Source organism: Pseudomonas sp. VD-NE ins (assembly GCF_031882575.1).
GTDB classification, from domain to species: domain Bacteria; phylum Pseudomonadota; class Gammaproteobacteria; order Pseudomonadales; family Pseudomonadaceae; genus Aquipseudomonas; species Aquipseudomonas fluorescens_BZ.
Window position 1 is genome coordinate 4,734,593 of record NZ_CP134772.1, and the last position, 15,446, is coordinate 4,750,038.

A 15,446-nucleotide genomic window follows, 5' to 3' on the forward strand; every position below is an offset into this window, starting at 1 on the left:
GAAACCGTGATGCCTGAAAGGACAAGCCCGTGACACTGGTCGTCGCGATATGAATCAGCCGATTTTCGCGGCAACCCGCAGGGCCAGATCTCGCGCATAACGACGAAGCTCTGGAACAGCCGTGGCTTCCCAGAACTGCGCCTTGAGCATTGGCCCGACGTAGCTCAGCCAACTGACAGGGGCGCCGTGCTCATCCTGAACGGAAAGCGCCTCATCGACGCAAACGCCCAGGCCGAGTTTATCCAATCGAATCAGCCCCGACTGCCGCAATTGCACGATCAAGCGATCATCGACCCGCGCCAGATTGGAATTCGGTCCGGTGCAATTGATGATATGCGAAACATCCAGAGACTCTACCGCCGCAGTACCACGCAGCCCGACTTGAACGCGCAAACCATTGGGCAACACTTCGATGTCCTGGATTCTGCCCGCCATCGGCTTCAGCCTGCCCAGCTCCAACTGCGCGGAAAACGCCGCATACGAAGCCGGTGCAACTCTGTGGCGATGGGCGTCCCAATACACTTGGACATGACGCAGGAAACGTCGGCGTTCGGTCTCGCTCAAACGCTCCCACAGTTGTGCCGTGACTGGACGCACGGCGGCAATGACATCACGCCAGTCGACGCCATCCTTAGCGGCAACACGGACCAATGAACGCATGTGGCGCAAATAGCTGCGCACGCTCGGAGCGGAGGCAAGAAGCGTTTGAACCACCTCACCGGCAATGCTATCGACATGCCCCGAAGTACGATGGGGCAACGGCTGGACGCCTCGCCGCGAAAGCATGTACACCGGCCCGGTGTGCCCTTGTTGATCAAGGGTCAGCGCCACATCCAGTGCAGTCAATCCTGCGCCCAGCAACAGAACCGGAGCCTCCGGGTCGATCGGCACCTCGATTTCTCCCGACCACGGATCAGCGAGATAGCGCCCTGCGGCACGGGGAATGGACGTGATGGCCGGGTTGAACGGTGAAAAGTTACCGAACGCGAGAATCACATGATCGGCCAGTATTTCCCGGCCATCAGCAATACGTATCCGGGCTTTTCCGTTCTCCGCTTCGATGCTGTGAGCTTCGGTGGTGATCCGCTCGAAACTGACGCCATCACGGCACTGATGTTCAGCCTCGGCGAGCAGCCCCGAGAGGTATTCGCCGTAGAGCTTGCGAGGAACAAAAGTCCCCGCCGCAGTACCCGGCAAACGGCTTTCGCAAAAACGCAGAAAATGATCAGGCTGATCAACCAGCGCCGTCATGTTCCCCGCTGGCACATTAAGCAAGTGCCGCGAACTGTTGGTTCCATAAGCCAGACCACGGGCCATTTCGCCGGAACGGTTGAGCAACACCACTCGAGTGCCAGGGTTGCACACCTGGAGGAATTGAACAGCGGTTACCGCGCCACTGAACCCGGCACCAATGATGACCAGAGTCTTCAACGTTCGATCCGCCCGACCAGATACTTCATGATCTTCTCGACAGATACGGACACATCTTCTTCAAGTGTGTTGATCGTGATATCCGGGGTCAGCGGAGGCTCGTACAACGAGTCGATACCGGTGAAATTCTTGATCATGCCCGAGCGTGCCTTGCCATACAGCCCCTTCGGGTCGCGGCGCTCACACTCAGGTAACGGCGTACTGATGTAGACCTCAACGAAGAACTCGTCACCGATCACTTTCCTGGCCAATGCCCGGTCAAGGCGAAACGGCGAAATGAAGGCGCTGACGACTATCAGGCCAGCGTCAACGAACAGCTTGCCTACCTCAGCGATCCGGCGGATGTTTTCCGCCCGATCATGATCATTGAACCCGAGATCATTGCACAGACCGAGACGCATGTTGTCTCCGTCCAGCAAGTAGGTATGACGATTATTCTCAAGCAGTGCCTGCTCTAGAGCGTTGGCGATCGTCGATTTGCCGGCGCCGCTAAGCCCGGTAAACCAAAGAACCACAGGGCGCTGCTGTTTAAGAGCGCTCCGCTGCTCCCGGTCGACAACCATCTGATGAGCGACAAGATTTTCCGTCATCGAAACTACACCGCAGTTATATACACATTGACTTAAATCAGGCTTTCCAACGCTGCCAGAAATTAGATCTGAGAGCATTGAACCCAAGTTCGTAATTAAGCGTGAAGAATAGACCCAGCGTCTGCCGGCGCCAAGAAAAACCTCCACACCGGAACAATAGCCGACGCTGTTACTTGGATAACGTCCATCTCTGTAACAACTCATTTACATAAACAGCAACGGATTTTGGAGGCGTGGAATTCGACGACAGCTTTGCCAATAAACCCTCTTCGGCAAGCAGTCGTTTCAATGCGCTTTCAAGGCCCAGCACGCTGCCTGGTTCAAACAGCAATCCATTGAAATCATGGGTCACGGCCTCAGCGATTCCGGGTACATCGGAAGCTACAACCGGGCAACCGGCAGCCTGTGCCGAATAGACGACCAGGGGCGTATTTTCATTCCAGACAGATGGCACTATCAGTGCGTCCAGCCCACCCAATACATCGAATATGTCTTCGTTGGCGAAAGTGCCGCAAAACGTGACGGCTTCATTGCCATCCGCCAGCCGATGCAAGCCGGCTACATAGTCGGGAAATTCCGTCTGCTTGCCGTAAATTCTCAGTTGCACATCGCGCGAAGAAAACTGCCGCAACGCCTCCAAAAGCACATGGCAGCCTTTGTGTGAAGCGAGCGTTCCAATGAATCCCAAGACCAAGGGGCGCTCACGCCGCGCTCGATCTCGCACCACAACTGGCTGATCAAGATTGATGCCGTAGGACGACCTGACCACGATATCTGGCCGCACGCCATTACGGGTCAGCAGGGTTTCGATCATCTGGTTGGGCGCGATGATGCCCTGGAGCATATTCAGCCGCCCGACATTACGCTCAAGACGACCATGCAGTGCGCGCACCTCGCGCACCAGGCCCCCCCCCGCTGGCAGCCGAGGCGAGCGAACAATGCGCACGAGCAAATCGCTGATGACATCCGGAACCGCAGTCGCCAGCCTGCCAATGCGCTCAGGCAGCTGACTTGCAGCAAAATGCACGACACAGTTCCCCGCATCCGTACTTGGCCCCGCACATGTCCGCCCGCCACAACGCAATAATTGCCCGGTAGGACAAATACTCCAGAAGTCGGTTGGCGTGTAATACGCAGGTACACCGGCAGCGACCGCTTTTTCGATCAGGCCGGTGCCGAGACGATTGAGGTGGAAGAAATGCACGACATCCGGCTTGAACTCTTCCAGCAAATGCCCGAAAAAGTCAGCGGCCAGATGGTTGTCATAACCGATCTCGATTTTTGAAGTTTGATCGCCCATGGGCACATAGGCGTGCCGAAAGCGATCAACGAGAATCGAGTCGTAATGATATTGATCGAAGCGCTCACTGTCCGCGAGCGCTTCGGTAGCCGGATAGCCCGTAAAAACCCTGACCTCATGGCCAAGGGCTTTCAATACGCGGGCAACGGACAGGGTCAAAACCTCAGTACCCGCGGAAAACTCCGGGAAAAACTGATGAACCGTGAGCAGAACCTTCATTTGCAACCAACGCTGGCACCGAGCAGACGGTAACTCACCCGACCACCCTCACTTCTGCTGTTCGTTCTTGGCCCACTCGAAAGTTCGCACGATCCCTTCCTTCATCGAAACCTTGGGCTCCCAGCCCAGTTCGTCGCGCGCCAGATCGTTGCTCAGTACACTCACTGGCACATCGAAAGAACGGCCAGGCTTGTAGTTACGGGCAACCGGCTCACCGCTGACTTCTTCGATCATCGACATGAGACTGTTCAGGCTGGTACCCACGCCGGAACTGATGTTGAAGACACTGGCGCTACCCGAGTAGGTAGCCGCCTTGGCGAACGCCTCGGCCACATCGCTGACATGCAGGAAATCGCGTTCGACGCTACCATCCCCCCAAATCTCGATCGGCAAGCCCTTCAGCACGTTATGGATGAACACACCCACCGCGCCCTGCGCAGTCTCCACGCGCTGACGCTCGCCGTAAGGGTTGGCGACCCGCAGAACAACAGGCTTGATGCCATACAGATGGTTGTACATTTGCAGATATTTCTCGATGGTCAGCTTGGTGATGCCATAAGAAACTTCTGGATCTGTCGGGTGTTTTTCATCGATCGGCAGGTACTTCGGAGCGCCATAGACAGTGCCTCCGGAAGAAATGAAAACGATTCTGCCAACCTTGTGCGCAACCATTGCATTGAGCAGTTGCAAACTTGCAACGACATTGCTCTGGACATCGTAGACCGGATCTTCATTCGAGCTTTTCGGCAGCGTGGTGGAGACCAGATGAAAAACAACATCTGCACCTTCTACTGCCTTGTTTATATCACTGGTGGACGACAAATCGCCTGTCATCCATTCGACACATTCATGAGATAAAAACTTACGATATTCAACTACGCGAGGACGCTCAAAAACTCGAATTGAGTGACCATCTAACAACAAACGATCAACAATTGTTGATCCGATAAAACCGCCACCACCAAATACTGTAATTTTCATAACAACTCTCGACTGACATCGAAAAAATGACAAAAAAATTGACGTTAATCAGCCAATAAAAATGACAAAAAAATTAACACAAAAGCGACAAAGCGTCAAGAAACCAACACTTTCAACTTTTGCGCAAACTTTTTAATCAATGGGTTTTTCAGCAAGTATTTAGCGAATGGATATTGGCGAACTTGTGAAATTAACAACCGTAGAATTCCGGCCTTGACTGGAACCTCGGTTTGCGCATCATTTGTCAGGCAATGCGTAGAATAGAGATAATCCAGATAAGATGTCACACGGCGGTTCTCCAGCGCAGTCGTCGCCAGCTCTCTCGCGAGCCCTGCCGGCATGAACGGTTGGGGTGACTGCGCCCTGTTGGCTTGAGCCTCATCCAAGATCTGTAACCACTGACGATTGGTCGCGGCTGCAGTGTAATGAGCCTCGATCAACTGCCGGCACGCCTGCGCCTTTCGCTCACGCATCGCCGGATCTTTCGACAGTACCCTTAATACGTCAACATAGCGACTGACCTCGTCTTCGCCGTGCGGGACCAGATACCCGGTTTCCTCGCCCACCAACTCATCCTGTCCACCAACATCGGCAACCACCGGCACAACGCCTGCAGCCATTGACTCAAGAAGAGCGACCGAGATTCCCTCGTATTCCGAAGGCATTAGCAACACATCGGAAATTGCCAGTAATGAGAGCCACTCAGCATGCGGTTTCGCACCAATTACATGAACTTCTGCACCCAAGCCATACTGCTTGATTGATGCCTCGAACGCCGGACGTAATTCGCCCTCACCGATGATCAATGCATTGAAGCGAATGCCAGCCAGTTTCAAACCGTTGAGGATTTCAGCCAGCTTCAGCGGTCGCTTCTGGTCACACATGCGCCCCGCAAAAATGATGGTAAAGGCCTGTTCATCAAGGCCTAGACCACGCTGTTTTTCAGCTCGCTGAGTTTGCGAAAGCGATACCGGGTGCGATTTGATTCCCGTGTACATGACACGAACTTTCCCGGCATCAGCATTGCGCTCCACCATCCACTCGGACAGATGGCGCGTACTGACCACATTCATGTCCAGTGCATCCTGATAACCGACGCCAAATCGCGGATGCCCGCCGTTGAGCCAGTGCATTTCCTCGGTATGACTCAAGTCCAGGAACGTAGTCGCTGGCGCCTGCGTGCGCAAGTAAGGAAGAAGCTGATAACCCAGCGTACTCCCGGCTACCAATACAGTGTCGATCTGTCTGGAGGCAATGAGATACAAGAGGAACCGTGGAAAATCTGACAGCGAAAGAATATTCGGCAGAATGAAGATATCCGCCGTCCACTCCGCAAACTTGTCCTGCCACCGATGATCAGCCTCAAGAGTAGCGCATACCGTTACATCGGCGCCGCCCGCAACGAGCCCTTGAATGAGATCAATATTGACGCGATCAGCCCCGCCTTCAACCATCCACGGCAGTAAAAACATGACCCTTCTACCGCGCACGTTGCCTTTCAAGGGATTATTGAATACAACGCCCTCGGGCAATGTTTCATAGGCAGAGGGATAACGACGCTGAGGGCTAGGAACAGGCTTGAGCGGCAGTGAGGGTGAAGCGTCTAGGCCTTGTCGCGACGATACTTTGCTAAAGGTCTGCAGAAACTCTGCAATGGTAAAACCCCAATGACCCGCATCCGCCAGGCGAGCGAGAAAGGATGTTGGATCTCTGCCGTCGACGAGAGGCGCTACTTCTTCAGACATCTGCAAGATGGCCGACTTGCGAACCACAATGCCTCTGACTTTGGGATGAGGGTGCTCGAGATAATATTTGCCTTGACTCAAGCTGTGCCGTACTGGCACGCGCTGTTCTCCCGTTATCGTGCCGAAGGAATTGCAAAAAGCGAACTCAGGGTTTGACTCTAGAAACCAGATACCCTTCTCGATAAATGTCGGATCAAACGCTGTTGCTACATCAGCCAGAACTACATATTCAGGAAATGCCCAAACGTCATTCGCGTAAGTGCACTCTGTACGATCAAGTACCTGCACACGCTTATCAATGGCTATAGCGTGCAAGAACTCATCGCCAAATTGCGGCGCCGTGCCACCTTCAAAGCAAATCAGCCATTTCCAGGACTGGAATGTCTGCCCCAGAAGGGATCGATACAGATTCGAAAAATCGGTGAGCGTAGCGCTCGCACTGCTGACGACAAGGACATCAGCTTGCTGAGGACCACCACTCCATCCATTTATTGGTTCGTATCGATTCGCCATTTCAACCGGATCGGCGCTTGGAAGAGCATCAATCTGCGCAGAGTTCGACATAAAATAATTACTTCCCTGCGCCAAAACGCTGAAGACTTTTAAAAAAATTGACTACCGACAAGCTATTAACATCACGTAACCGCAAGAACGGTTTCTCAACGAATGTGTATGTCAGATGGGCGAGCGCGTAAACGCACACAATGAAAATCGGGTAGGCCAGCCACGGATTATCGTAAATACGCTCGTGCAACCCATATCGATTCAAAACATTTATCACCAATATAAAAGCAAAAATATGGCCAAGATAAATTGAATAGGAAATCAGGCTGGTATATTTCACGAACCGATTTACGATATTAAGGCGCGAAGCACTCAGACTGAAAAATGCAGGTATTAACGCCGCGAAAAATATCGCTGAGCACGTGAAAAACAATGATTGCTCCAGCTTGCTGCCAGCAGTCCATGGCAACCCTTGTCGAGTCAGTACTATCAATCCGACAGCGAATGTAAATGGCACATACCAAAACTTGGTCAGACGTTCAAAGATCGGGCGGTGCCAAGTGTAGAGATAAGCGATCAATACCCCGAAACCGATGGCATCAAGGCGGTACAACACTACATAACGTGCATCGTCATATCGCACTGACTGAATCGGCAATCCGATACGCGCAAGAAAAGGCACCACCATAAAGACCAGGATAACGATCGCCGCTGCGTTCTTGACGCCTGCGCCCAGCCCGATCATCAACAACATGACAAGCGGAAAGGTGTAGTAAAACCACTCTTCAACCGCCAGGCTCCAGGACAGACGATAGAAATCCGTCATATTCCATGCAAAGTTCTGCGCAAACACCAAGTAGTGAAACTGCTCGGCGAATGTCGTAGCGCCCGCCCAGTCAAATCGCAACGAAACAAAAAAGAAGAAAATATAGAGCGGCAAAGTCCTCATCCAGCGCCGATACCAAAACTCTGTCAATCCGGCAATCTTCTGTTCGCGCCAATGGGCCGCCTCTTTTAGCAGAATCCTGCCGATAAGAAAACCACTCAGACAAAAGAACAAATCCACACCGAAAGTCGCCAGAAATGCGAATCCGGCCAATACTGGATGCGGTGCCGAGTGCCCGAGCATATGTCCGAAAACAACAAGCAGGCAGGCAATGGTCCGACAAACATCCAGGCCAAAGGAACGATGGGCATTCTGTAGAGCGCCTGCTGCTTGAGGGCTATTCATCAAGTTTCACTTCTTTAGTCCACAAAATGTCACAGCAGCGTCCTTCCGGTGCCCTGAACTGCCCTAGCGCGACGCGGGTAATGGCCATCGGCGCGAACTCTATGCGGTAATGACAAGAGCCGTGACCTTCCTGTTTTTTGGTTTCGACTGGCGTCAAGGCCTTCAGATTGAACTGCTGATTGATGAATCCTTCCGGGCCTGCGCTCGCGGCATTCGCCGGATAAAGGTGCAGGAAAAACTCATCTCCCAACTTTTCGATGTCACAAGCTTGTACTTCCAGGGTGACCCCCGCGCTCGTCACGGTCACATCCACCCCTTGCGGAAGAACGACCGGAGGTGCGACCGGTACGGGCAATTCAACTACCTTGCCGACTCCTGTCCAGCGAGCGAAGGACAACACTCCTATCGCAATCAAGGCGAAAAAAAGGACACCACTCAATATCTTCAGATCGACCTTCACTCTCACTGCCCAATCATTACTGATTACTTTCGCATACCATAAAACCAGCGCTCTGCCCCATTTAGAAGCGAAACACTGGCTCGGTCAGTTATCCTGGCAGATGCCCTGTTACCAGCTGCTTAGCCTGCGCACTACCTTACCGACCAAGCGCCGCAGCGGATTGCTGGCGATGCGACTCGGCACTACGGGCGCCAATGCTGCCGGGTTGAAAAATTCTTCCTGACCCGTGAGCGCGATGAAGTCCAGGTAGTTGAAGCCGTGAATAGCTTCGATCTCCGCTCTATCTTCGCTACTGTTCATCAACTGATACAGTAATTCGACACCAAACAACCGGGTGCCAGGGCAACCGCCGATCTGGATTGCGAACATTGCCAGCAAGTAGCCGCTATTGGCCCCTTTTGGCGTTACCCACTTTTCACTTTCGGGAAACGCTTCAAGTATGTCGGTCAGCGACATGCCAATGTAGTGTTTCTTTTGAAAGTGCCATTCCAGCCACATCCGGGCCAGCCTGTCGGGCCTCTCCCCACTCTCGTTGGATTGATCCGAGAAGATACGGTGCAGGGTCAGTCGCTCTTGAACAACATGGATATCGAAAATCTTCAGTAACCGTGTCCACATTTCGGCATCGTCTGTCTGCGCATGCGCGCTTCTATAGAGACCCGCCTGCTCATAGGCACTGCGCCTGACCAGCGCACTTGGGTGACACAACTGGTTTTCGTTGAAGAATAGCGAACGCAACCAGGCCGTCCGCGGCTTGTTCGGCTGATTGAACCATTCGACGACGAGTGGCTGGTTATTCTCGTCAATACATTGAACATGCGAAAATACCGCACCTATGCCGGGATTTGCTTCCAGCACGGCCACTTGCTTTTCCAGCTTGTCCAGTTCCCAAGCATCATCCGAGTGGTGAATGGCAATATATTCACCGGTACTTTGCGATTCGATAGCACGATTAATATTGTAGATATAACGGCGAGTTCTATCGTTCTGAACCTTGATGATTCTTGGGTCATTGTAGCTTTCGATAACGGCCCACGAACCATCTGGCGAAACATCATCTACAATAATCAACTCCCAATCAGCAAACGTCTGATTGATCACCGAATCGATTGCCTGCCCGATATATTTTTCATGGTTATAGGAGGTAAGAACAACTGAAACTTTCGGCACTTTACGCTCCGTTACGCTTATTAGTTACACGCAATGCCTTGCGCAACGAGGCAGAAATCGCCCCAACAAATTGATACGCTGCAAGGTAATACTTATGCTTCAATGCAAATGTCTCACAACCAGCAATACGCGTTGAAATTTCCGCTTGGGACAGTTCGAGATCAACCTTCAACTGGCTCGCTTCTTTCTTCGACTGGTCCAGCTCAATTACGAGATTTTCGCATTCAGAGCGCAACGCTTCAAGTTGAGCTTGTTGAGCGAGCTTGAGGACCTCCAGGTCATTGTATTGTGCCTCTTTAGCGACCATTTTGGCCTCTAGATCACCATATTGTGCGTCTCTGGCAACCCTATCGGCCTCTTGAGCACTACAGTGCGCCTCAATAGCATATATCTGCTCTTCTTTGCTCTTGGCGAAAGCAGCCCAAGTGTCGCGATCTCCGACAAGCCACTCTTTATCCTTCAGCAGGTCAGCCATCTGTTCATTCAAACATTGGCGCATTTCACCCATGCGTTGATGCCTGCCGCGTAAAAGCTCAACCCCCTTGAGCGCCACCGTCAGCTGCTCTTGCGAGAAACTTTCCTTCGCAGGCGGAATGACTTTTGAATAGCCATATTCCTCAAAATCCCTGGAATAAAGTTCTTCAATCAGCTCCTTGGATCGCGGGCTGATGAATTCCGGCAGATAGGGGATCATGCTCTCGTTCGCGCGAGCAGTCGTAAACGGACTTACATATGCCTCTGCGAGGTGAGCGCGAAGCGCAGCATCAAGCGCCGCAGTATCTTCTATTTTTGAGACGGCGCTGTAAGGGAAAAGTGCAGGCTGGAGCAAATCGTACTGAGGCGTCCAATGACAATCCTTGAAATCGTCGCGCTCGTGGACGTACAGATATTCGAGAAAACACTCGAAAGCCCCCGTCACATCTGACATGAGTTCAATCGGGTGCTCGACGAAATCCTGCCCTTCATAAGGAACAATCTGCAACGGCTCGCGCAGCAGTATTTTCGATTGCCAGGCAGAAAAAATCCGTTTGTAGGGATTTCTCACCAGCGCAAAGCTGAAGTACCCATCGGCCTTTATCTGAGCAAGTCGCTCGGGGGATCTGACGAACATTCCGGGGGCGACGGCGAGCAACGTGTCATGAATGGCCAATTCCGGATCTGTTTCCGAACTGCTTTTCGCTTGCTGAACGGCCTGAACAACACCCTCAAGCTCTGCAAACCACCATTTCACGGAGGTGCACGCCACCTTTGGAGTGGCCACGTAGAACAACTTCCGCTCATCCGAGACGCAGCTATTCCAGGAAAAATAGTCCAGCAAGCGCTGGTCATCACTACTCGTCATTACTTTTTTCTCAATTCTCATTGATTTTTATGCAAAGGGAAATCTTGCCGATATTTACGCTATATCGGGGCCCATACCCGGCCTCCTCATCCATTCGAACATCCCTGTCCCGAGGCATCTGAACGACTGATTCTCCCTCAGCAGATCAAGTTTTTAGAGCAGTTCAAGCGCCGGTTCATCTACGGAAACATCCATATAACCAAACGACCTCAACCCCTGATCCGACACCACCCTGAACATCGAAGCATCCAGAATCCGGTGGCACAGGGTTGGCTCGCTCTCCGACCACACGCCCCCACCGACGAAGTATACGCCGGGGAGCATCACCATCTTGCAGCTGAACGTGACTCGAAACTCGCGCTCAGCGCCTTCACAGTCAAAATATTTCCCTTCATCGGGGAAACGCTGACCGGTAATCACGACGCCCGACACCGTCCGGATGTGCATCGCAAAGAAAACCCGCGAGACCGCGTCAGTGAGGTTGCCCCTCATGACGATATCGTATTCGCCGCCGGCCTTGAGGACATTACAACGACGTCCTTCTTTGTCGAACACCTCGAACGCGTCGATTCGAGCACCTTGTTCGGGGTAGACCGTAGTCGACTCAGGCACCATTCCGGCATCGAAGTACTGGTCTTGCTCTGGCGCATTCTGCTCGGCTTCTACCGGGCTTGCCTCGACAGCAATCCTGTCTGTACCAATTGCGCGGAATTCCTCGATCAATCGAGGCTGTTCTTCGGCTGGTGCGTAGATCAGCTTTTGATAAGCCCGTACCACCTCCATCGGCGATCCGGTACAGACGCGTTCACCGCGCTCCATCAAAATCGCCCGATCACACAGCTCGACAACCTGCGGTCCCGAGTGGGAGACGAACAGAATCGAAGTGCCCTTCGCCTTCAACTCATCGAGCCTGGCGAAACACTTGCGCTGGAAGCGCTCATCACCGACCGCCAGCGCCTCATCGACAATGAGAATGTCCGGGTCAACCATCGCCTGAACGGCAAACGCCAGACGCACGATCATGCCGCTGGAGTACGTCTTGACCGGCTGATGAATGAACTCGCCAATGTCGGCGAATGCCGCAATGTCGGCGTAGCGCTCATCCACTTCCGCACGGCTCAGACCAAGAATCGCGGCGTTCATGTAGACGTTTTCGTGCCCAGTGAATTCCGGGTTGAATCCTGAGCCGAGTTCAAGCAGCGCGCCGATCCGGCCAAGGGTCTGAACATCGCCAACGGTCTGGTTCAACGTACCGCAGATGACCTGAAGCAACGTCGATTTGCCGCTGCCATTACGGCCGACAATACCGACCGTCTCGCCTTTCTTGATTTCGAACGAAACGTCCTTGAGCGCCCAGAACTCCCGATAATATTGTTTGCGCTGTCCAGCAACCATCTGCATGAGACGATCGCGAGGCTTGTCGTAAATGTGATAACACTTGCTGACATTCTGCAGCTTGATCGCGATTTCAGAGGACATCGGCAAACCCCTTTCTAGTCTTCTGGAAGAAGGCAAACCCCAGGTAAGCCACTGCAATCGCTATGCATGCGTAGATGCCGAGCGCCTGCCAATCAGGCTGCTGCCCAAAAAACAGTACGGCCCTCACGTTCTCCACGGCCACGGTGAGCGGGTTGAGCAAAAGCAGATGCCGATACTCCTCCGGCACTGCCGTTGCAGGGTAGAAAATCGGCGCGAGGAACATCAGACCGCTGGTCACCAGGCCAATGAAATGCGCGACATCTCGCATGTAAACACCGATGGCGGCCAACCCCCATGACAGACCCAGGATGATCAGCACCAGAGGCGCTATGACCAGCGGCAGGTAAAACAATGTGAGCGGCGGCATGCCAAAGAACACGCAGTAAGCCAGCAACCACACAATCAGGCTGACCAACGCATGGAACAAGGAAGAGCCGGCGATTACGCACGGCAGTATTTCCAGCGGAAACACGACCTTCTTCACGTAGTTGGCATTTGAAATGATCAGATTGGGCGCGCGGGTGACACACTCTGCGAACAGGTTGAAAACCATCAGGCCGGCGAACAGGATCAACGCGAACTCGGCTTTTGAATCACCGGCCCCCGCCCAGCGTGAGTTGAAGATGAAGCTGAACACGAATGTGTAGATCGCCAGCATCACGATCGGATTGAAGAACGACCAGAGAATGCCCATAAAGGAGCCGCGGTAGCGACCGATGACTTCGCGCTTGATCAAAGCAACGATGAGTGCGCGATTGCGCCAGACACTGGAGAACATGACGCCAGGCGCCGCTGAAAATTTCTGCATTAACCTGCGACCTCAAAAAAACTCATTTTCAAACCCTTTTCACAACATTCATCATCAAATTCCTTTGAAAATGGTCGCTACTGCAAGCCCCAGATTCCCCAGGAGCGTCTGGCGGTAAATACCCGAGCGCCATATCCCGGTGATGCGTCCAGCCAAGCCCCGACTGCGAGCGCTCTTGAACTGGCTCAGCACCTTGCGGTTCTGCTCGGTCAGAAGATGCTCAACCACCTCCAGGTGGTCGATGTTCTGATCGATCCAGCGCCGCAAACGTCCTTGAAACATTTTTCGGATACGCGTAAGGGCGGCCATGAACCCCGCATTGGCGCCTATCGAATTCGTTTCGTGCTGCCGATAGAAAAGATGCGGCACCTGATCGAAATGAAACTGCCCGCCGGCGCCGGTCACCAGCATATAAGCCCACCAGTCATGGGCGACAATGCCCCGAGCCGGCCCCGCCTTCAATAACTCATGCGCCGCGCGATTGAAAACCATCGTGTTTCCGGCGGCGACATTCTGTATGAGCGCATTGGGGAAGCTGAAGTCGCGGCAATATCCGGGGGTCATCCCCACTTCGACACCGGACTCATTGACCACCGTCGTCCGGGAGGCATACAGCGCAGGAACGCCAACGGGTACCTGACGTAGCCATGTCAACGCAGCGCTGAGCTTATCGGCCGCCCAGACATCATCCTGGTCGGACCACGCGTAAAAATCAGCATTGATATTTTCCAGACAGGTCACCGACATGAAGTTGTCGGCGAACCCCGTTCCAGGGCCGGAAAGCAACGTCACTTTCTGCTCCCCCATACGCGCCTGGAACGACTTGAGAATCTCCAGTGTCGAGTCGGACGATCCGTCATCGGAGACGAACAGGCGCCACTGCGCATGTTGCTGCTGCTCAATGGAGCTCAATTGCTCGGAAAGAAATCGCTCACCGTTATACGAGCACAGCAATATCGCGACAGACTCATCCAGCTCCGGCACTTCGACTGTATCGACACTCAGGCCGGAGTTCGCGGAATCCGCTGATAAGGGGCTTGACACTGTATGCTCCACTGCAATTAAAACGCCGGTCGGAAGCCTGAGGAATCATATCCAGTGCTTCGGCGGTATCGGCTCCATTCGTTCCCTTCATGAAGCGGGCGATTATAGAGAACTTTCATCTCCGGTTGTTGGGCTTCGAGCAGGCGAAGCGAAATCGCAAAACCCGCTCCAGCCTCGATCAGGACTTCCTGCCAACGACAGCAGTCAGCCAGCAGACGAAAAAAAACAGAAACTTGTCACGCGGCCGCCGACGGCACTGCCCGCCCCTGACGGATAACCGCAGCAAATCACGCCGCCGCAGAGGCAGCCAGCTGCTGACGAAGGGATTTTTATCCGCCCCGACAAGCAGCGCGATGGCCTGAACTTGCTTGAACCACCAGCCTTCATGGATGGTGACATAGCGTTGAAACAGTGATGTCAACCCGGTATTGGCGCCTACCTGGTTACTCTCGTGCTGCCGATAAAGCATACTCGGCCGCGAATCGATGAACCATTTGAAACCATGGCTGCGAGCGAACGCATAGCAATACCAGTCATGCAAACTGACTTGTTGCAGCCGCTCCCAATCCTGAATGACCTGCTGGCGCAGTGACCGGGCAAGCGCGGGGCTCAACACGTAAGTACAGCCAGGCCCCGCCGCCTCGAACAGAAAATCCCAGGCAACTTGTGGCTGACTCTTGTCGAGCAGGATCGTCTTGCCATCCGGCCAGAAAGCCGTGACATTGCTCGAGTAGGCCTCGACTCCGTGCGAGGCAATGGCTTGTGTAGCGCGCAGCAGCTTGTCGGACTCCCAGATATCATCCTGATCTGCAAACGACACAGCATCGTAATCGTGCAGATCAACATCTCGAATCAAACGAAAAAAATTGCGCGCCGCACCACCAAAACGCCCGGCAGGAGGCAAAAGAATCACGCGGCTGTCGACCTCTCCGAGAGCTTTGCACCAGGCCTCGGTGCCGTCATCGGACAAATCAACGCTGATATGAATAGTGACATCGACGGACTGCTGACCGAGGATCGAGGCTACCTGCTCCTCGATCCACTGCATGCCATTGTAGGCAGCCAGCAAAACCGCAATCTTGGGATGTTTTACTGGCATGCCATTCCTGCTAGCAGCGATTAAACCCACCGGTTGAAAGCGC

The 15,446-nt window shown here is 53.5% G+C and carries 13 protein-coding genes; all 13 read right to left on the reverse strand.

What is annotated here, in order from left to right:
* Positions 1 to 54: 54 nt before the first annotated feature.
* Positions 55 to 1,431, reverse strand: coding sequence for an FAD/NAD(P)-binding protein (locus RMV17_RS21065; RefSeq protein WP_311882290.1), 1,377 nt, complete (start codon positions 1,429 to 1,431; stop codon positions 55 to 57).
* On the reverse strand, positions 1,428 to 2,021 hold the full coding sequence (gene cysC, locus RMV17_RS21070) for an adenylyl-sulfate kinase (protein WP_311882292.1): 594 nt from the start codon (positions 2,019 to 2,021) through the stop codon (positions 1,428 to 1,430). The genes RMV17_RS21065 and cysC overlap by 4 nt, the downstream gene beginning before the upstream one ends.
* Before the next feature lie 169 nt (positions 2,022 to 2,190).
* Positions 2,191 to 3,540: a glycosyltransferase gene (locus RMV17_RS21075; RefSeq protein WP_311902264.1), complete on the reverse strand. Its 1,350-nt coding sequence runs from the start codon at positions 3,538 to 3,540 to the stop codon at positions 2,191 to 2,193.
* Between the two features lie 48 nt (positions 3,541 to 3,588).
* Positions 3,589 to 4,521, reverse strand: a complete 933-nt coding sequence (locus tag RMV17_RS21080) for an NAD-dependent epimerase/dehydratase family protein (protein ID WP_007908483.1) — start codon at positions 4,519 to 4,521, stop codon at positions 3,589 to 3,591.
* 95 nt (positions 4,522 to 4,616) lie between these two features.
* On the reverse strand, positions 4,617 to 6,830 hold the full coding sequence (locus RMV17_RS21085; protein WP_311882299.1) for a glycosyltransferase family 4 protein: 2,214 nt from the start codon (positions 6,828 to 6,830) through the stop codon (positions 4,617 to 4,619).
* A 7-nt stretch (positions 6,831 to 6,837) separates the two neighbouring features.
* A complete protein-coding gene (locus RMV17_RS21090) occupies positions 6,838 to 8,001 on the reverse strand; it encodes an acyltransferase (protein WP_311882301.1) in 1,164 nt (387 codons plus the stop codon).
* Positions 7,994 to 8,461 carry a hypothetical protein gene (locus RMV17_RS21095; protein ID WP_311882303.1) on the reverse strand — a complete coding sequence of 156 codons (468 nt, stop codon included), beginning with the start codon at positions 8,459 to 8,461 and terminating at the stop codon, positions 7,994 to 7,996. Before RMV17_RS21095 ends, RMV17_RS21090 begins: the two co-directional genes overlap by 8 nt.
* A gap of 108 nt (positions 8,462 to 8,569) precedes the next feature.
* Positions 8,570 to 9,631: a glycosyltransferase gene (locus tag RMV17_RS21100; protein ID WP_311882305.1), complete on the reverse strand. Its 1,062-nt coding sequence runs from the start codon at positions 9,629 to 9,631 to the stop codon at positions 8,570 to 8,572.
* Position 9,632: 1 nt separating this feature from the next.
* A complete protein-coding gene (locus RMV17_RS21105) occupies positions 9,633 to 10,994 on the reverse strand; it encodes a sulfotransferase family 2 domain-containing protein (RefSeq protein ID WP_311882306.1) in 1,362 nt (453 codons plus the stop codon).
* A 132-nt stretch (positions 10,995 to 11,126) separates the two neighbouring features.
* Entirely contained in the window at positions 11,127 to 12,452 is a 1,326-nt protein-coding gene (locus RMV17_RS21110; protein WP_034155282.1) for an ABC transporter ATP-binding protein, read from the reverse strand.
* Positions 12,442 to 13,260, reverse strand: coding sequence for an ABC transporter permease (locus RMV17_RS21115; protein WP_007908460.1), 819 nt, complete (start codon positions 13,258 to 13,260; stop codon positions 12,442 to 12,444). Before RMV17_RS21115 ends, RMV17_RS21110 begins: the two co-directional genes overlap by 11 nt.
* Positions 13,261 to 13,314: 54 nt before the next feature.
* Positions 13,315 to 14,304 carry a glycosyltransferase family 2 protein gene (locus RMV17_RS21120; protein ID WP_034155283.1) on the reverse strand — a complete coding sequence of 330 codons (990 nt, stop codon included), beginning with the start codon at positions 14,302 to 14,304 and terminating at the stop codon, positions 13,315 to 13,317.
* Positions 14,305 to 14,482: 178 nt separating this feature from the next.
* On the reverse strand, positions 14,483 to 15,403 hold the full coding sequence (locus RMV17_RS21125) for a glycosyltransferase (protein ID WP_034155284.1): 921 nt from the start codon (positions 15,401 to 15,403) through the stop codon (positions 14,483 to 14,485).
* Positions 15,404 to 15,446 lie beyond the last annotated feature (43 nt).